At 65.3% G+C, this 17,472-nt stretch carries 19 protein-coding genes; 9 read left to right on the plus strand and 10 right to left on the minus strand.

Annotated features, from left to right (window positions below; translation table 11 throughout):
* Positions 1-65: 65 nt before the first annotated feature.
* Positions 66-533 carry a phosphonate C-P lyase system protein PhnG gene (phnG, locus tag ASB57_RS18560; RefSeq protein WP_057653565.1) on the minus strand — a complete coding sequence of 156 codons (468 nt, stop codon included), beginning with the start codon at positions 531-533 and terminating at the stop codon, positions 66-68.
* 190 nt (positions 534-723) lie between these two features.
* On the opposite strand from phnG, the gene phnF reads away from it, so the two are divergent.
* The 4 genes from phnF (at position 724) to phnN (ending at position 4,453) form a co-directional block, all read left to right on the plus strand.
* On the plus strand, positions 724-1,446 hold the full coding sequence (gene phnF, locus ASB57_RS18565) for a phosphonate metabolism transcriptional regulator PhnF (RefSeq protein WP_057653566.1): 723 nt from the start codon (positions 724-726) through the stop codon (positions 1,444-1,446).
* Between the two features lie 276 nt (positions 1,447-1,722).
* Entirely contained in the window at positions 1,723-2,913 is a 1,191-nt protein-coding gene (locus tag ASB57_RS18570; protein ID WP_057653567.1) for an alpha-D-ribose 1-methylphosphonate 5-triphosphate diphosphatase, read from the plus strand.
* Positions 2,914-2,981: 68 nt separating this feature from the next.
* Positions 2,982-3,812 carry a DUF1045 domain-containing protein gene (locus tag ASB57_RS18575; protein WP_369822712.1) on the plus strand — a complete coding sequence of 277 codons (831 nt, stop codon included), beginning with the start codon at positions 2,982-2,984 and terminating at the stop codon, positions 3,810-3,812.
* Positions 3,809-4,453, plus strand: coding sequence for a phosphonate metabolism protein/1,5-bisphosphokinase (PRPP-forming) PhnN (gene phnN, locus ASB57_RS18580; RefSeq protein ID WP_082621699.1), 645 nt, complete (start codon positions 3,809-3,811; stop codon positions 4,451-4,453). Before ASB57_RS18575 ends, phnN begins: the two co-directional genes overlap by 4 nt.
* Positions 4,454-4,526: 73 nt before the next feature.
* On the opposite strand, the gene ASB57_RS18585 is transcribed toward phnN, so the two are convergent.
* The 4 genes from ASB57_RS18585 to phnC form a co-directional block, all read right to left on the minus strand.
* Entirely contained in the window at positions 4,527-5,090 is a 564-nt protein-coding gene (locus tag ASB57_RS18585; protein ID WP_057653568.1) for a phosphonate degradation HD-domain oxygenase, read from the minus strand.
* A gap of 176 nt (positions 5,091-5,266) precedes the next feature.
* A complete protein-coding gene (phnE, locus tag ASB57_RS18590; RefSeq protein ID WP_057653569.1) occupies positions 5,267-6,061 on the minus strand; it encodes a phosphonate ABC transporter, permease protein PhnE in 795 nt (264 codons plus the stop codon).
* Between the two features lie 13 nt (positions 6,062-6,074).
* Positions 6,075-7,049, minus strand: a complete 975-nt coding sequence (gene phnD, locus ASB57_RS18595; RefSeq protein ID WP_057653570.1) for a phosphonate ABC transporter substrate-binding protein — start codon at positions 7,047-7,049, stop codon at positions 6,075-6,077.
* Between the two features lie 108 nt (positions 7,050-7,157).
* The gene (phnC, locus tag ASB57_RS18600) at positions 7,158-7,997 is read right to left on the minus strand and encodes a phosphonate ABC transporter ATP-binding protein (RefSeq protein ID WP_057653571.1); all 840 of its coding nucleotides are present in this window, start codon (positions 7,995-7,997) and stop codon (positions 7,158-7,160) included.
* Between the two features lie 312 nt (positions 7,998-8,309).
* Here phnC and ASB57_RS18605 point away from each other — a divergent pair, with 312 nt between their 5' ends.
* A complete protein-coding gene (locus ASB57_RS18605; RefSeq protein ID WP_057653572.1) occupies positions 8,310-9,413 on the plus strand; it encodes an acyltransferase in 1,104 nt (367 codons plus the stop codon).
* Here the strand turns inward: ASB57_RS18605 and mctP are convergent.
* Together mctP and ASB57_RS18615 are read right to left on the minus strand one after the other, a co-directional pair.
* Complete coding sequence (mctP, locus tag ASB57_RS18610; RefSeq protein ID WP_057653573.1) at positions 9,378-10,889, minus strand: monocarboxylate uptake permease MctP; 1,512 nt, start codon at positions 10,887-10,889, stop codon at positions 9,378-9,380. The genes ASB57_RS18605 and mctP overlap by 36 nt on opposite strands.
* A complete protein-coding gene (locus ASB57_RS18615) occupies positions 10,889-11,068 on the minus strand; it encodes a DUF3311 domain-containing protein (protein ID WP_057653574.1) in 180 nt (59 codons plus the stop codon). Before ASB57_RS18615 ends, mctP begins: the two co-directional genes overlap by 1 nt.
* A 591-nt stretch (positions 11,069-11,659) precedes the next feature.
* Here ASB57_RS18615 and infA point away from each other — a divergent pair.
* Positions 11,660-11,932: a translation initiation factor IF-1 gene (infA, locus tag ASB57_RS18620; RefSeq protein ID WP_057653575.1), complete on the plus strand. Its 273-nt coding sequence runs from the start codon at positions 11,660-11,662 to the stop codon at positions 11,930-11,932.
* Positions 11,933-12,153: 221 nt separating this feature from the next.
* Entirely contained in the window at positions 12,154-12,465 is a 312-nt protein-coding gene (locus ASB57_RS18625) for a hypothetical protein (RefSeq protein WP_057653576.1), read from the plus strand.
* 78 nt (positions 12,466-12,543) lie between these two features.
* On the opposite strand, the gene ASB57_RS18630 is transcribed toward ASB57_RS18625, so the two are convergent.
* Genes ASB57_RS18630 through ASB57_RS18640 form a run of 3 tightly spaced genes read right to left on the minus strand, consistent with a single transcriptional unit; the run spans position 12,544 to position 14,623 of the window.
* Positions 12,544-12,882, minus strand: coding sequence for a hypothetical protein (locus tag ASB57_RS18630; protein ID WP_057653577.1), 339 nt, complete (start codon positions 12,880-12,882; stop codon positions 12,544-12,546).
* Positions 12,883-12,913: 31 nt separating this feature from the next.
* Positions 12,914-13,555, minus strand: coding sequence for a molybdopterin adenylyltransferase (gene mog / locus ASB57_RS18635; RefSeq protein ID WP_082621700.1), 642 nt, complete (start codon positions 13,553-13,555; stop codon positions 12,914-12,916).
* A gap of 57 nt (positions 13,556-13,612) precedes the next feature.
* Complete coding sequence (locus tag ASB57_RS18640; RefSeq protein WP_057653578.1) at positions 13,613-14,623, minus strand: DnaJ C-terminal domain-containing protein; 1,011 nt, start codon at positions 14,621-14,623, stop codon at positions 13,613-13,615.
* A gap of 394 nt (positions 14,624-15,017) precedes the next feature.
* Between ASB57_RS18640 and ASB57_RS18645 the strand changes: the two genes are divergently transcribed.
* Together ASB57_RS18645 and yfcF are read left to right on the plus strand one after the other, a co-directional pair.
* The gene (locus ASB57_RS18645) at positions 15,018-16,682 is read left to right on the plus strand and encodes a diguanylate cyclase (protein ID WP_156414209.1); all 1,665 of its coding nucleotides are present in this window, start codon (positions 15,018-15,020) and stop codon (positions 16,680-16,682) included.
* Between the two features lie 92 nt (positions 16,683-16,774).
* Positions 16,775-17,401: a glutathione transferase gene (gene yfcF, locus ASB57_RS18650; RefSeq protein ID WP_156414210.1), complete on the plus strand. Its 627-nt coding sequence runs from the start codon at positions 16,775-16,777 to the stop codon at positions 17,399-17,401.
* Positions 17,402-17,472 lie beyond the last annotated feature (71 nt).

Genomic DNA, 17,472 nt, shown 5'->3' on the forward strand with positions numbered 1-17,472 from the left:
CGTGCGATTGCGGTTGCGGCTGTTGCGATTCGGACAAGGACGTTTGCGCGAGGGTCGGGGTCATCTCAATTCTCTCCACGGACCATGGTGAAAAACTCGACGCGGGTCTGCGCCGCTTCGGCGGCGCGGCGGGCGCGGCGGGCTTCCTGAACCTGGGCCAGCGGGGCAATGACGATGGTCTGCACGGACTCCGACCAGTCGTCCATCTGCAACAGGCCGTCCAGGATGGCGGCCTGCTCGGCATGGCGCAGCGAACGGCCTTGCACGTAAGCCGTGCCGACCACGCCTTGGTCGAAGACCATGGCGCAGCGCGTGACGGACATCTCCCCAAGGTTGAACTGTTCCCCGGTGCCGCCGGCGCGACCACGAACCATGGTCATGCCGACTTCCGGCGCGCGCAGCGGGCGGGACGCCGGCAGCGGTCCCAGGGCCTGATAGGCCGCGGCCAACGCGGCGCTATCGGCGAGGGCCAGGACGCGCATCCATGCGGCGCGAGCGGCCTGGGCGGCGGTTGGGGGAGTGTGCGTATCCATCCGTTTCCTCTAAACGTCTATACGAATAGATGCTAGTATGAACCCACGCGCTGGGCAGTTCAACACAGTCGCCATGAATTTTTGATGACAAGTGCTACTCGCGGCGATCGCTCTCCTCGGGCAAAATCCTGCATTCCCTTACTCACAATCAGAGACGCGCGCCCAGGGGTGCGCGTTCGACAGGAAGAACATGTTCGAACGACGATCAGGCATTGCGGTTTGGCGGCAGATCGGCGAGGCGCTGGCGATGGATATTCGCAACAAGCTCTACAACCCGGGGGAACAGTTGCCGCCCGAGCCGGAGCTGGCGGCGAAGTTCGCGGTGAATCGCCATACGATCCGGCGCGCCATGGGCGAGCTGGAGCAGATCGGGCTGGTGCGCATCGAACAGGGGCGTGGAACGTTCGTGCAGGAACATGCCATCGATTACGCCATCGGCAAGCGCACGCGGTTTTCGGAGAACCTGCGCAGCCAGGGGCTGTTGGGGCATGTGGAGGTGCTGGGCAGCCAGGCCGAGCGGGTGTCCGACATTGCCGTGCAGCTGGGGTTGCCGCGGTCCACCACATTGTTGCGGGTGCAATTGCTCGGCAAGGCCGAGAATCGCACCATCAATGTGTCGGATCATTATTTCGAAGAGAAGCGCTTTCCGGGGTTCGCGGACAAGTTGAAGGAAGCGAAGTCGATTTCGAAGGTCTACAAGCAGTTCGGGATCCAGGATTACACGCGTAAATGGTCCCGCATCACGGCGGCTTTGCCGGACGAGGCCAATGCGCGCTTGCTGAATCAGCCGAAGACGCGGCCCATCATCCAGATCGAGTCCCTGAACGTCGATGCCGAAGGGCGACCGCTGCAATACGGCATCACCCGCTTCGCGGGAGATTGGGTGCAGTTGATGATCACAGGGGATGATTGAGAAGGGGCTCTGTCCCTTCACCCCGCTGCGGGATGGGTTAAGAGGGGCTTTGGTCCTCCACTCCGCCTCGGGGCCAGTGCAGAAAGGGCTCCGTGCTGGCACCCGGCGGGGGGGAGCTGAGAGGGGCCCCGCCCCTCTACTTGATGTTCATAATTTTCCAGAAAACACCACGTCAAATAATCGTCCACAAACGTCTAGACATCTGTTCGTAATCAAGCAAGCATATAGTCCATCGTTTCCGGCCACACATCCGTCTTCGAAGCAGGGCAGCCGCATATGAACACATCCGTCTCTCCCCTCCCTCTCCTCTCCGGCATCGCAGGCCGCCGCGTCCTTACCGCGGACGGTCTGCGCGCCGCCCGCATCGGCTTCAGCGGCGACCGCATCGCCCCCGGTGCCAGCGCCACGCCCCTGCTGGACGCCGGTGACCTGCTGGTCCTGCCCGGCATCATCGACCTCCACGGCGACGCCTTCGAACGCGCCGTCATGCCGCGCCCCGGCGTCACGTTTCCCCACGACAACGCCCTGCAGGACGTCGACCGCCAACTGCTGGCCAACGGCATCACCACCGAGTTTCACGGCGTCACCCTGTCCTGGGAAGGCGGCCTGCGCGGCGAACCCTACGCCGAACGCATGTTCGACGCCCTGGCCCGCATGCGCGCCACGCTGGGCGCGCGCCACAACGTCCACCTGCGCTTCGAAACCCACCACGTCGGCGGCGTCGAAATCGCGCGTGAATGGATCGAAGCCGGCAAGGTGCAGTTCCTGGCCCTGAACGATCACCTGCCCAGCATGGCCAAGCGCCTGGGCGACGACCCCAAGCTGCTGCAGGCCGCCCACCGCGCCGAATGCGACCTGGCCACGTTCCAGGAGCGCATCCGCGCCGCCATGTCCTGCGCCGACGAAGTGGCCAACGCCATGCGCGAACTGACCGAATGCGCCAAGCAGGCCGGGCTGGAAGTGGCCTCGCACGACGACCCCGATCCCGCGACGCGCCGCTATTACCACCAGATGGGCTGCCGCATCGCCGAGTTCCCGCTGACCACCGAAGTGGCCCACGTCGCTCGCGAGCTTGGCGACTACACCGTCTTCGGCGGCCCCAACGTCGTGCGCGGGCGCAGCCATACCAATGCCCCCAGCGCCACCGAGATGATCAAGACGGGCCTGTGCGACATCCTCACATCCGACTACTACTACCCCGCGCCGCTGGCGGCGACCATGAAGCTGGTCGCCGACGGCGTGCTGCCCCTGGCCCAGGCCTGGGCGCTGGTCTCGCGTAACCCGGCCCGCGCCGCCGGCCTGCGCGACCAGGGCTCGCTGGAGCCGGGCATGCTGGCCGACGCCATCATCGTCGATGACAGCGTGCCTGGCGTGCCTCGCGTCTGCGCCGCCATCGTCGGCGGCAGCCTGCGCTATGCCGCGCAGCAGTTCGACATGGAGCGGCTGCAACAGGCCCAGGCCGCCTGAATCGCCGGCACAGCGCCATGAGCAAAGATCCAGTACGCACCCAAACGCCGGGATCATCGGAGACACCCGTGGGCTTGGAAGTTCCAGCGACCGTCACAGCTTCGGCAAACCCCGCCCCGTCGACCCTGGCGGCTCACCGCTACGCGGTCTACCTTGCCCCCGTGGGCGACTGGCGCGCCATCGGCACGCAGTGGCTGGGCCGCGACGAACAGAGCGGCGCGGATCTCGCCCGCGCGCCCGGCGACGACCCGCGTCGGCATGCGTGGACCGAGGCGCCCCGCCACTACGGCCTGCATGCCACCTTGAAGCCGCCCTTCCGGCTGGCGCCGGGCACGGATGCCGCCAGCCTGGACGGCGCCATGCGCGCCCTGGCGGCGGCTCACCGGCCCTTTGGCATCGCGCTGGAACTACGCACTCTGCGGGGTTTCCTGGCATGGTGCCTGGTTGAAAACGAGCTGTCCTGGGCCACCGACCAAGGCGACGTCGCCGCCGGCCGCGCCGCCCTGCACGCGCTGGCCGACGACGCGGTGCGCCGCATCGATCCCTGGCGCGCACCGCCCACGCAGGCGGAGCTGACGCGCCGTCTGCGCGCCGACCTGGATCCGGCGCAGCGCGCGATGCTGGAAGCCTGGGGCTACCCCTACGTTCTCGACACCTTCAAGTTCCACATGACCTTGACGGGCAATCTTGCCGACACGGACCTGGCCGCGGCACGCGCGCAGCTGGAAGCGCTAGGCGCGGGCAAGCTGGACCGTCCCATGCCCGTGGACGCCGTAACCGTCTATGTACAGCCGACACCCGACGCGCCTTTCGTGGTGGGGCGCCACTACGGTTTCGACGGCGCCACGCGTGACGGGGCCGGCGCGCCCTATTTACCAATGGCGAAAGACAAGCAATGACCACGCCCCATTCCGATGCCGGCCGTGATGTGCAGCCTCAGGGCCCGCGCCGCGACGACGACCGCCAGGCCAGGTCGCCCCGCAATGGCAGCCGCCTGATCTACGTCATGGGCGCCTCGGGCAGCGGCAAGGACACGCTGCTGCGCCTGGCGCGCGCTCGGCTGGATGGCACGGACCGCGTGCTGATCGCGCATCGCTACATCACCCGCCCCGGTGGCGCTGACGAAGCCTCCATTTATCTGGACCCTGATGAACACGCCCGCCGTGCCGCCCTGGGCTGCTTTGCCCTGCACTGGGCCAGCCATGGCCTGGCCTATGGGATAGGTGTGGAAATCGATGCCTGGATGGCGGCCGGCATCACGGTGCTGGTCAACGGCTCGCGCGCGTATCTGCCGCAAGCCAGCGCCCGCTACCCGGGCCTGTGCGCCGTGACCATCCGTGTGGACGCCGGCACCTTGCAAAGCCGCCTGGCCAATCGCGGACGCGAAAGCGCCGAAGACATCGCCGCCCGTTTGGCGCGCGCCGAAGCCAGCTTCGACGTGCCGCCGGATTGCGAGATGGTCACCTTGGACAACAACGGCGTCGCCGACGACGCGGCGGCGGAACTGCTCGCCATTGCACGCCGGCGCTGCCACGCTTGAGTTTGCGTGGCCCCTCAGGCGTTACGCCGCTGGCGTGAACCTTGGCGTTACCCCTGCGGCGTGTCTTGCGCCGTCAGGCGTGTTCCCGCATCACTTGCGTGCACAGCCGCAGATAATGCGACAGGTCCGGCGTTGAGGCGCCGACCACCTTGGCAAGATCGTCGTAGCGGCGCAGGCGCACTGCCGCGGCGAAATGCGGCAGGGTTTCGAACGCTTCCAGCTGCTCCGTTGTGAACGGCCCGCCTTGCAAGGCCAGGCTGTCACGCGAAGCCTGCGACAGCGTCTCGTAATACGCCGCATCCACGGCGCACAGATAGCGCTTGGCGGGCACGTGCAGGCGGATCGGCGCCAGCACGTCTTCCCCGAACACGCCTTCCAGCGCGCGGGCGCCCACATCCTGATGGCGCATGTCCTCGCTGACGCTTTCGGCCATCACCAGATGACCCACGTCGTGCAGCAGGCTGGCGACGATGACCGCCGGCGTCTCGCCGGCGGCTTCCGCCAAGGCGGCGCACTGCAGCGCGTGCTCGGTCTGCGTAATGGCTTCGCCGCCGTAGAAGGCTGAACCGTAACCGGAAAACAGCGCTTCGATGCGCTCCGCGTCCAGCACCGCGTTGCTACAGCTTGATGCACTCATTTGGCAATCTCGTGGAAGATGGACCGATCCATCGGGGACACCGTGGAAGATGCGCCGGTCGATCGGGGACACCGCGGAGCCGGGTCCCCCGGTCCGCTGGTTTCGCCCCCTGGGGGGCCACGCGCAGCGTGGTACGGGGGGGCCCTTCCCTGCCGCGCTCCGCGCGGTAGGGGGGGTTATATCAATACACGGCGTACGCGGGCGGACAGCATGTCGATGGCGATCACGAACAGGACGATGATGATCATCACCGCGCACGTCTGGGCATATTGGAAGCTGCGGATGATGTCCCACAGCACCATGCCGATACCGCCGGCGCCTACGATCCCCACGACCGACGCGGACCGCACGTTGGATTCGAAGCGATACAGCGAGTAGGAGATCCACAGCGGCAAGACCTGAGGAATCACGCCGAAGACGATTTCCTCGATGGCATTGGCCCCGGTGGCGCGCACGCCCTCCACCGGCCGCGGATCGATGGCCTCGACGGCCTCCGAAAACAGCTTGGCCAGCACGCCCAGGGTATGCACCCACAGGGCCAGCACGCCGGCGAACGGCCCCAGCCCCACCGCCACGATGAACAACATGGCGAACACCATCTCGTTGATCGCGCGGCAGGCGTCCATCAGACGTCGCACCGGCTGGTAGACCCAGGCCGGCACGATGTTGGACGAGCAGAGCAGGCTGAAAGGCACCGCCAGTACGATGGCCAGGAACGTGCCCCAGATGGCGATCTGGATCGTGACCAGCATCTCGTCCAGGTACATGCGCCAGTCGCGGAAGTTGGGTGGAAAGAAGTCCTTCGCGAACTGGGCCATGTTGCCGGAATCCCGCAGCAGGTCCATGGGGCGCATGTCGGCGCCCTTCCAGGAAGCAACCAGCACGGCCAGAATCACTGCCCACATGATCATCATGGGCAGCGAGGTCCGGGGCGGACGCACGGCGGGAGAAGTCGAGAGGGTCACGCTCATGATGCCGTCCTGCTTATTTGGCGGAAGCCACTTGCTTGGCCAGATCCGCCAGCTTGGCGTCGATCTCGGCCGTCTTCTTCTGCTTTTCCGCGGCGCTCAGGGTCGTGTCGTTTTCGATCTTGGCGCGTTGACCGGCCAGGTTGATCTGGCGGATCGGGATCAGCTGACCGTTGTCGGACTTGGTGAAGCCCTTGTACGTCAGGGCTGCCAGCTTCTTGGCCTGGTCTTCGGTCTTGCCGTAGTTCAGGAAGAAGGCCTGGATTTTCTCCTTCTCGGCGGCGGGCAGATCCTTGCGATAGACGATAGGGTCGGCCGGGATCAGCGGCGACTTCCACAGGATGCGGATCTGGTCTTCCGGGTTCTTGCCGGTGGCAATCCGATAACGGTCGATGGCTTCGGTGTTGGTGATCGCCACGTCGACCTGCTTGTTCATCGCCGACATCAGGTTGGTTTCGTGGTTCGACACACGGTAGTTCTTGAAGAAGGTCTTGGGATCGACCTTGTTGGCGCCCCACAGGTAGTAGCCCGGCACGGCGGTGCCCGACGTGGAGTTGGGATCGCCGGCGCCGTAGCTCATGGACTTGCCGTTCTTCAGCACGTCGTCGACCGACTTGACCGGACCGTCTTTGGCGGTGACCAGCACCGACCAGTAACCCGGGCTGCCGTCCTTGGCGATCACGTGGGCGAACACTTCACCCTGCGCACGGTCCACCGCTTCGATGGCCGACAGGTTGCCGTACCAGGCCATCTGCACCTTGTTGAAGCGCATGCCTTCGATGATGCCGGCGTAGTCCGACGCGAAGAAGGGCTTGACCTCGACACCCAGCGCCTTGCTCAAGTCGTCGATGACGGGCTGCCAAGCGGACTTCAGGTTGGTCGAGGATTCGGTCGAGATGATGCCGAAGTTCAAGGTTTTTCCGTCCTGCGCGTGGGCCGTGGTGGACAGGGCCGCGGTGGTGATCAGGGCGAGAAAGGTTCTGCGTAGCATGGTAGCTCCGGGAGCAGGCAGGTAAAAGGGACCAGCGATAAAAGGTGTGGGCAGCGCTGCTGCCCTACTGCAAAAGCCAGGCTGCGAGGATCACGGGTGGCAACCCGATCAGGCCGCCGCCAGTTGTGCCGCGACGACCGCGCGGCCATCGACAGGCGCGGGAGCAGCGGTCTCCGCGGCGGGCATCAATTCGTTCAATTCGGCGCCATACAGATCGCGCAGCATGGCGGCGGTGAGGTCGGCGGACGGACCGTCGTACACCACCTTGCCGCGCCGCAAGGCCACCACGCGCGGGCAATAGCGCAGGGCGACATCGACCTGATGCAGCGACACCACCACGGCCACGCCGCGGCTGCGGTTGATCTGCGCCAGCGTGTCCATCACGCGGCGCGACGATTCCGGATCGAGCGAAGCGATCGGCTCGTCGGCCAGGATGGTGCGCGCGTTCTGCACCAGCGTGCGGGCGATCGCCGCGCGCTGCTGCTGGCCGCCGGACAAGGTCGAAGCACGCTGAAACGCGTAGCCGTCTATACCAACTTGGGCCAAGGCCTGCAGACCGACTTCGACCTCATCGTTGCGGAACCAGCGCAGCAGGCTGCGGTACATGGGCACGCGCGGCAGCATGCCGGCCAACACATTCGTGATGACCGGCAGACGACCCACCAGGTTGAATTGCTGGAACACGAAGCCGATGCCGGCACGCGCGCCACGCACACGCCGACTGATGCGACCCTGGCTCTGGATCACCTGACCGTTGACGATGATCTCGCCCTGGTCGGCGGCCACGAAGCCGGCCAGATGCCGCAGCAGCGTCGACTTGCCGGAACCCGATGCACCCAGCAGGGCCACCATCTCTCCGGGCGCGATTTGCAGGCTGACATCGTCCAACGCCTTGTCGGCGGCACGGAAGGACTTGCTCAGCCCTTTCACTTCGATCGCGTAGGTCATGCGCGTTCCCTGTTCATTCAAAACTGGGCGGTAGTGTGAGTAAGCGCGATGACAGGTTGATGACGCGAAAAAAGGCGCACGAGCCAGTTTTACCGACAGAAACATGGCGATGTCACGTCGTTGAAATAATTTTGAATGTCGCGACCTTGCGAATATGCTGCGGCGCGGCGCGCCGGGCCCGTTGTTTATCAAACTAAACCATAGGGATATCGGGCCGTATGGCCGACGCGCTGACCGGCGCGGACGCGCAGAATTCTCCCCAGCCCGAGCCTCGCCTCAAGCTCAAGGGCAGCATAAGAGGAGAGACTTTCCATGGGCCTGCTCAGAACATTGTTCGCCCTTTCTGTGGTGCTCGATCACTCCCCCTATAACCAGGGGAACGTGCTGGTCGGTGGACGCCTGGCCGTGCAGCTCTTCTATGTGATTTCAGGCTTCCTGATCTCCTACATCCTCAACGCCAACGACACGTATCGCAGCACCGCCCGCTTCTACACGAATCGCGCGCTGCGCATCTATCCGACATACCTGGCGGTGGCTGCCATCGCCCTGGCGGTGAACCTGGTCGCCAATCCCGCGTTCATGCAGGTCTATGACCGTATTCCTCCAATCGCCGACCTCTGTCTGGTGCTGGCGAACGTGTTCATCTTCGGCCAGGACTGGATCATGTTCGCCGGCATCAAGAACGGCCTGCTGACGTGGACCGGTTCCTTTGCCAACAGCGACGTGCCGCTCTACGACGGCCTGCTGGTACCGCAGGCGTGGACACTGGGTGTGGAACTGAGCTTCTACCTGATCGCGCCGTTCATCCTGCGCTCGCTGCGCGCGGTGTTGTTGTTGTTCGTGGCGTCGCTGGTCTTGCGCGTGGTGCTGCTGGAGCTCGGCGTCGCGCAGAGCGACCCCTGGTCATACCGTTTCTTCCCGCTGGAACTGGCGCTGTTCCTGGCCGGCGCCCTGTCGCATCGCCTGCTGCTGCCCTTCTTTGAAAGGCTGAGCCAGCGCGTGCGCTACCTGCCGGAAACCGCGACCGCGCTGTTCGTGCTGTACACCTTGTTTCACTTCTCGGTGACCTTGAACCACAATGTGCGCGACGCGTTGGTGCTGATGGCCTTCGCCACCTTCCTGCCGCTGACCTTTATTTTCCAGTCGCGTTATCGGCTGGACAAAAAAATCGGGCAGCTGAGCTACCCGATCTATATCTGCCATGCCGTCGTGATGCTGCTGGTGGCGCAGTTGGCCACCTATCTGGGGATCACGAACGCCTTGGCGATTTCCAGCTTGAACGCGCTGTTTTCGATCGCGGCGGCCTGGCTCCTGTATCAGGGCATAGACCGCCGCATCGAACGCCTGCGTCAGCGCGTCAAGACTGACTCGCCCGCATCGTCAGGCACGGCTGCCGATGCTTTGCGGCGCGCCTGAGCCGGGTTTGACCAGGCTCAGGACCACCTGCACGACCACGGCCACCACGATGTTCACGGCCAGCGCGAACAGGCCCGTGTACATGGCGTAGCTGTCGCCGCCGATCACGAAAGTGTGAACCGGCTTGACGCCGTCGGCGATCGCCATCCACGAACCGAGGCCCAGGCCGGCTGCCCAACCGATCAGCAGCGACGGGCCGCGGAACCAGTTGAAGAACAGGCCGAAGACCACCGCGGGGAACGTTTGCAAAATCCACAGACCGCCCAGCAGCTGCAGATCCAGCGCGTATTGGGTCGGAATGAAGAGAATGAACACCAGCGCGCCGAACTTGACCACCAGCGACACGATCTTGGCGACCTTGGCTTCGCCCTGCGGCGTCACTTGCGGGTTGACGTAGGCCTTCCAGAAGTTGCGCGTGAACAGGTTGGCCGCGCCGATCGACATCACCGCCGCGGGCACCAGGGCGCCGATGGCGATGGCCGAGAACGCGAAGCCCGTGAACCAGCTGGGGAACAGCGCGTTGAACAACGCGGGCACCGTGTCATTAGGCGTTGCCGGTTTGACGCCGGCGGCCCAGGCCATATAGCCCAGCATGGCGATCAAGCCCAGCAGCAGCGTGTAGGCAGGCAGGTAGATCGCATTCTTGCGGATGGTCTTCTCGCCGTTGGAGGCGAAGATGCCGGTGAGCGTGTGCGGATACATGAAGGCGGCCAACGCCGAGCCCAGCGCCAGGGTGGCGTAGGGCAGGTACTGCGAAGGCTTCAGCAGCAAGCCGGTGGCGCCACCCTTGGCGGCATAGGCCTCACCCGCCTTGGCGAACACCGCGCCGTAGCCGCCCAGCTTCAAGGGCACCAGCACCACCGCCACCAGGACCACGATATAGATCATCAGGTCCTTGACGAAGGCGATCAGCGCCGGCGCGCGCAAGCCCGCCGAGTAGGTGTACAGGGCCAGGATCACGAAGGCAGCCGTCAGGGGCAGCTCGCCGGTCAGGCCCAGGGCCTTGATCACCACTTCCATGCCGACCAGCTGCAAGGCGATGTAGGGCATGGTGGCCAGCACGCCGGTGGCGGCGATGGCGAGCTCCAGCGGACGCGACTGGAAACGCGCGTAAACCACGTCAGCCGCGGTCACGTGACCCGCTTTGTGGGCTACACGCCACAGACGCGGCATGATAAAGAAGACGATGGGATAGACCAGAATCGTGTAGGGCAAGGCGAAGAAGCCGTATGCCCCCACCGCGTAGACCAGGGCCGGCACGGCGATCACGGTGTAGGCCGTGTAGAAGTCGCCACCTACCAGGAACCAGGTGATCCAGGTGCCGAAGCGGCGGCCGCCCAGGCCCCATTCATCGAGATGCGCTTCGCCCGAACCGCGCTGCCAGCGCGATGCCAGGAAGCCCATCACGGTCACCAGGGCGAAGAAGAAAATGAAGACGCTGAGCGCGGTCCAGTTGATATCCGGGGAGGAAGCCATTATTCGTCCCCCTCGTCGCGCGTGGAGCGGTAGACGATCCAGGTCAACACGGCGGTAACCGGAACCCAGAGCAATTGATACCAATAAAAGAAGGGAAAACCGAACAGCTCAGGGCTTGCCTGGTTATAGAACGGTACCCACAGCAGGCCGATGAACGGCAGCAGTAGAAGAAACTTCATGGCGCCTTGACTCTTATAAGAAGGATGATGTCTCGAATTGTCAGGCCGCTCCCGCGGCAGCTTCGTAGGCCGGCGCGCGTGCGACCGGCGCAGAATACTCGCCCGTCGCGCCCCCCGCAAATGGGAATTGCAACCATGTTAGGGGTTTTCCATTAACTAATGCGCTGTTAAACTATCATGCAGAAAAGCCTGATAGACAGGTAACTTACGCTGTGCTGAAGTCGGTGAACTAGCCAACAGGCTTAATTACAAGATCACGCACCTCATTCCCGCTCGTGATGTAATCCGTCCGGGCGAGTCCAAGCCGTAGGACGGTTCGCCGTCGCGCGGTGTCTTGGGAACCGGATATCCGGCCCCGTCCGCCAGGACGCTGCCGCCTCCCTCAGCTCCCGCTCACGCCTCGGCGGGCTTACGCCGCCTAGGTCATTTCGTTACCGGCGGCACCGGCACTGCCGCGCCTGGTTCACGCGTCGCTCGCGTTTGGCTGTGCCTGCGCCCGCCCCGCATTACTGTTTGCCCGCCTAGCGGCGGGCCTGCCCTGCACCGGCGCGTCAGACGCGCCGGTTTGTGGGCTAATTAGGAGATCTACGCATGGCTAAAGAGGAACTTATTGAACTGGACGGCATCGTTGACGAAGTACTGCCCGACAGCCGCTATCGCGTCAAACTCGACAATGGCATCGAAGTCGGCGCCTATGCATCCGGCCGCATCCGCAAGAATCGCATCCGTATCCTGGCCGGCGATCGCGTCACCCTGGAAATGTCGCCCTACGACCTGACCAAGGGCCGCATCAACTTCCGCCACAAGGACGAGCGTCCGCAACAAGCGCCGCGTCCCCGCCAGCAGTACGGCGCGCGCCGTTAATACCGATGCGCGGGCCCCGGAACGCCGATGCGCGCGTTCCGACGCCTGACCGCGGAGCGCCGCAGTGCGCTCCGGCGCCTTCGCCGTCTGAGCGGAAAGGCGTCTTGCGGGCCTGAACACGCATCAATTCCGCCGTTTGAAGATCGTAAAATCGAGGTCTAATTTACGATTCTTCATGGGCGGATTTTTTTCGCCGCTGATTCTTCTCTTATCTGTACGCGATGTCGACGGACGATCAACTGCGCAAGGCGATGGATCGGCTCACCCGAGCCGAGAAATTGCAGGCACGAGCCGAGCGGGTCTGGAACAGCCTGGACTCGTCGCGCGCGGGCTTTATCAACAGCCTGCGCAATACGGGGCTGACCTACGCGCACGCCCAGGGCAAATTCGACGATTTCGTGGAAGAGCAGCGCCGTTTGCGCATCCGCCTGGCGCAGGATGTCGAGGCGGCCCAGCGGGCCTATCTGGAATTGGCCCATATCGGCGCCGGTAACAGTGTTGGCGCCGCAGGCACGGCGGCGCGCGCCGCCTGAGCCAGGTCATACCTGGGCCGTGAATCAGCCGGGCCTGCTGAATCGGCTTAGACCCGGCCTTGACCGGATCCTGCCCCTCTACATGCAGATATTCGCGGCCTGAACCTGCTCCTGGGAGCTCCAGGAGGAACGGGCGGACATACGGATCTGTACGGTGCCGTTGGCCCATTTCTGCACGCGCAGGGCCGACGTCAGGCCGGTGGCGCTGTCCGTCACGACGTCCGCGCCACCATCGATATTGGTGACTTTCACGTTCTCGCCCTGGCGGCGCCAGGCGTCCGCGACGCACTCGGCATAGGCTTCCGGCGTGCGCTGGGTATGGCCGTAGAAGACCGGATCCTTTTTCAGCATGTCGCTGGCGGTGGTGCAGCCGGCCAGAAGAGTCAGGGCGGCGATGGCCAAATAGCGCTGTTTCATTTTTCTGCTCAAACGATAAGACGAAGCAGGACTATAGCGCCATCGGGCGGATCGCCGACTTCGGCCGAAAGGCCTTGACTACCTCGGGCCGGGTTTCCGTGTAGGGCCCGCCGATGAGGTCGATGCAGTAAGGCACCGCCGCGAAAATCCCCGGCACCAGGGATGCCCCGCTGTCATCGCGCAAGCCTTCCAGCGTCTCGCGGATGGCCTTGGGCTGGCCAGGCAGATTGATGATCAGGGCCGCGTGATCCGGTGTTTCACGTATCACCGCGACCTGGCGCGACAGAATCGCGGTCGGGACGAACTTCAGGCTGATCTGGCGCATCTGCTCGCCGAAGCCCGGCATCTCGCGCGTCGCCACGGCCAGCGTGGCTTCAGGCGTGACGTCGCGGCGCGCGGGGCCGGTACCACCCGTGGTCAGGATCAGGTCGCAGCCCAGCACATCGACCAATTCGACCAAGGTCGCGGAAATACCGGCCGCTTCGTCGGGAATCAGTCTTTCGGCGCCCTGCCAGGGGGTGGTCAAGGCGCTGTCCAGCCACTCGCGCAGGGCGGGCACGCCCTGGTCCTGATACGCGCCGGTGGACGCACGGTCGGAAATGGACACCAGGCCGACGATCAGTTCGTCGGGATGGCGGCGGATCAAGCGGGAGGCAGGAGCGGCGGCAGTCATGGCGCCACTATACCGCCCCGCGCACGCATGCCGGCGCCGTGAGCAGGCGCGCCGCCGTCAGACGCCCATCCCGGCCCGCGGGTTGAACGAGATATCGCTCGCCATGCGGCGGTAGGCCTCGCGCGCGGCATCGCTTTCGGCGGGCGGCCAGACGATCTCCAGTTGCAGATAGAGGTCGCCCGGATGCGCGCCCGGCAAGCCCTTGCCCTTCAGCCGCAGCTTGCCTCCCGGCCGCGATCCGGGCGGAATGGTGACCTCCATCAGCCGTCCGGGAGTCGGCACCTGCACCTTGCCGCCCAGCACGGCCTCCCAGGGCGCGATCGGCAGGTTCAGCACCAGATCGCGCCCGTCGATGCGATACAGCCGATGCGGCTTGATCCGCACTTCCAGATAAAGGTCGCCGGGCAAGCCGCCCGAGTAACCCGGCATGCCCTGCCCCACCAGGCGGATCCGTTGGCCCTCGCGCACGCCCACGGGGATGCGGACGCTGAGCTTGCGTTCCTGCAGCTGGGGCGTGCCCTGCCCGTCCATTTTCATCGAGCGCAGACTGATTTCGCGCATCGCGCCCAGCAGGACGTCCTCCAGGTCGATCTCGATCATGGCGTGGTGGTCCTCGCCGCGGGAACGTGCCTCGCGCGCCGCCGCCCCCTTGCGCCGCTGGGCGGCCCCGAACAGGGACGAGAAGAACTCGCTGAAGTCGGCGTCTTCGCGGGGGTCGTCGCGCGGATCGCCCCTGGGCGCGGCGCGGGCGCTCGCGGGAGGCTCGTTGCGCGCTTCGTAGCGCGCGTGGTTGCGCGAGAACTCGAAGCCCTGCTCCCAGTTGGGCGGCGGACGGCGACCGCCGCCGGCCGAGACCCCGGCCGCAAGGCCGTCATAAGCGGCGCGCTTGGCGGCATCGCGCAGCACGTCGTAGGCCTCGTTGATATCGCGCATGCGCACCTCGGCATCCGCTTCCTTGCTGACGTCGGGATGGTATTTGCGCGCCATCTTCCGATAGGCCTGCCGCAGGTCGTCGTCCGAGACCCCCCGCGCAACGCCAAGCGTGTCGTAATAGTCCTTGAACTCCATGCTCGCTCACAAAGAGGGTGCGGCTTGCCGACCATCCGCGCCGCCTTTTGAAAGGGGGCCGTCAGATGGGTCCAAAATCAGTATCCACGCAACCGAACCGTACACGGGACCCGAAACACGCGCGATCCACCGAAAGCATGGCTACAAAAGGGCCCCCCCTACCGCGCGGAGCGCGGCCCCCCAGGGGGCGACACCAGCGGACCGGGGGACCCGGCTCCGCGGTGTCCCCGATAGACGCGGGGTTCTTAACTGGGAGGCTCGCCCTTGCGAGCAGGGTTCTTTTGGATTTGTCGCGGAAAGCCGGTGTTTTTCCAACATAGTGGCCGAATGAGTAGCGCCACTTTTGCGTTTGCGACAGAATTGGGCCCATTCCAAATTCGCCGGGTACCCGCTTTTGTACCGTCGTCGCCCCCTCACGATTCAGCAGCAGATCACATTGCTGGCGGGAACGCTGTGCCTGGCCCTGGTGGCCGCCGCGGCCGGCGGGGCGGCCTACATGGGCAAGCGCCAGACGCGCGAGCTGATCGAAGCGCACGTCACCAATATCGCCACCGCCATGGCGCGCACCCTGGATCGCGACATGTACGAGCGCTTCCGCGAGGTGCGCATCCTGGCGGAAGCGCCCACGGTGCGCGGCATGGAACCGGGCCCCCTGCGCGCCCTGCTCAACGGCAGACAGAATTCGATGATGGACTACGCCTGGGTGGGCGTGGCCGACCTGGCCGGCAACGTGGTGGTCTCGACGCAGGGCCAACTGGAAGGCAAGTCCGTGGCCGATCGTCTGTGGTTCCAGCGCGGCCTGGAAAGCCCTTATATCGGCGACGTGCGCGAATCCAAACTGCTGGGCGAACTGTTGGGCCGGGACAAGCGCCAGGCCTTCCGCTTCGTCGAAATCGCCTCCCCCATCCTGGTCGGCGGCGTGACGGTGGGGGTCATCGGCGCCCATCTGAGCTGGACCTGGGCGGCCGAAGTGCGCCGGGCGATGCTGGAAAACGACACCGCCGGCGGTATTCGCGACCTGTGGATACTGTCTTCCGACGGCACCATGCTGCTGGGCCCGCACCTGGGCAGCAAACCCTTCAGCGACGCCCAGATCGCCCAGATGCTGCAAAGCCGTCAGGGCGTGTTCGAGGCCGACAGCGACAACGGCGCCATGCTGACCGGCTACGCCATGGCATCCGGCTATCGCGACTATCCGGGCCGCAACTGGCTGATCATCGCGCAGCAGCCGGCCCGCGACGCCTACGCGGCGGTACGGCGTCTGGAATGGAGCGCGCTGATCCTGAGCATCCTGGTGTCGATCGCCGGCGTCACCCTGACCTGGTTCATCGCCCGCCGCATCGCCACGCCCCTAAGGGCCTTGACGGCAGCGGCGCGCGACCTGGGCCGGGACCATTCCGTCACCATGCTGCCCCGTCTGGCCGGCGCGCGCGAGATCGTCGACCTGTCGGCCGCCTTGCGGTCCCTGATGCGGCGCCTGGGGGTGGAGCAGGAGCGCGCCGACCTGGTCCAGCGCCAGGCCCAGGAAGAAGAGATTCGCTATGCGCAAGAGATCAGCGAATTGCGCCGGGCCGCGGGCATCGATCCGCTGTCCGGGCTGCTGAACCGGCGTTCGTTCCTGTACGCGGCGGACATCATGCTGGCCGATGCCGGGGCCCGTCACCTGACCGTGATCATGGCGGACATCGACTTCTTCAAGCAGGTGAACGACAGCTATGGCCACAGCGCAGGCGACGCGACGATACGGAAGGTGGGCGAGATACTGACGTCCTGCGTGCGCGAGACCGACCTGGTGGCGCGCTTCGGCGGCGAGGAATTCGTCATCCTTCTGGCCGGCACGCCGCCGGGGGCGGTGCTGGCGCTGGCCGAACGCATGCGCCTGTCGGTGCAGGAAACCCCGGTCATGCACGGCAGCTCTGCCATACGCATCACCATCAGCCTGGGGGTGGCGATGGCCGGCGAGGACGACCCCGATATCCAGAGCATCATCGAAGGCGCCGACCGCGCGCTGTATCGCGCCAAGCAACGCGGGCGCAACCGGGCGGTGCTGTCGGCGTGACCCTGGCGGGGCCCGGCCGGCTCGCGCCTGCTAAGCTATGGAGAATGTGACGGGGGCGATTTCCCCGTTTTTTCCATGATCTGGAGCCGAACGTGGCTGTACCGCTCACCCTCTACATCGACAATCGCCTGCTCAGTCCCTATGCGATGGCAGCCTACGTCGCCCTGGTGGAGAAGAACCTGGACTTCGAGTTGCGTCTGGTCGACCTGGAACTGGGGGAGCAGCGCATGGCGCCGTTTCTCTGCCGGTCGCCGGCTGGCAAGGTACCGGTGCTGGCGCATGATGATTTCTATCTGACCGAATCCAGCGCCATCGTCGAGTATCTGGAAGATGCGTTTCCAGCGCCGGGGCATGCGGCGATCTGCCCGGCCGACCCGCAAAAGCGCGCCCGCATGCGGCAGGTGCAGGCGTGGCTGCGCAGCGACCTGAGCGCGCTGCGTGGCGAGCGGCCGACCGAAGTGGTCTTCGAGGGCATGAAACCGGGCCCGCTGTCGGACAAGGGCCAGCTGGACGCCACGCGCCTGATCCGGGTGGCGAGTTGCCTGCTTCCGGCTGGCCGGCAGCACCTGTTCGATGACTGGTGCATCGCCGATGCCGATCTGGCCTTGATGCTGAATCGTTTGATCCTGTCCGGTGAAGAGGTCCCCGCCCACTTGCGGGAGTACGCCGCCGCACAATGGGACCGCCCGTCCCTGAAACGCTGGCGCGAGGGGAGGTAACCCCCCTACCGCGCGGAGCGCGGCCCCCCCAGGGGGGGCGGCACTGGCGGACCGGAGGGAAAGCCCACCCC

The organism is Bordetella sp. N (assembly GCF_001433395.1).
GTDB lineage: Bacteria > Pseudomonadota > Gammaproteobacteria > Burkholderiales > Burkholderiaceae_B > Bordetella_C.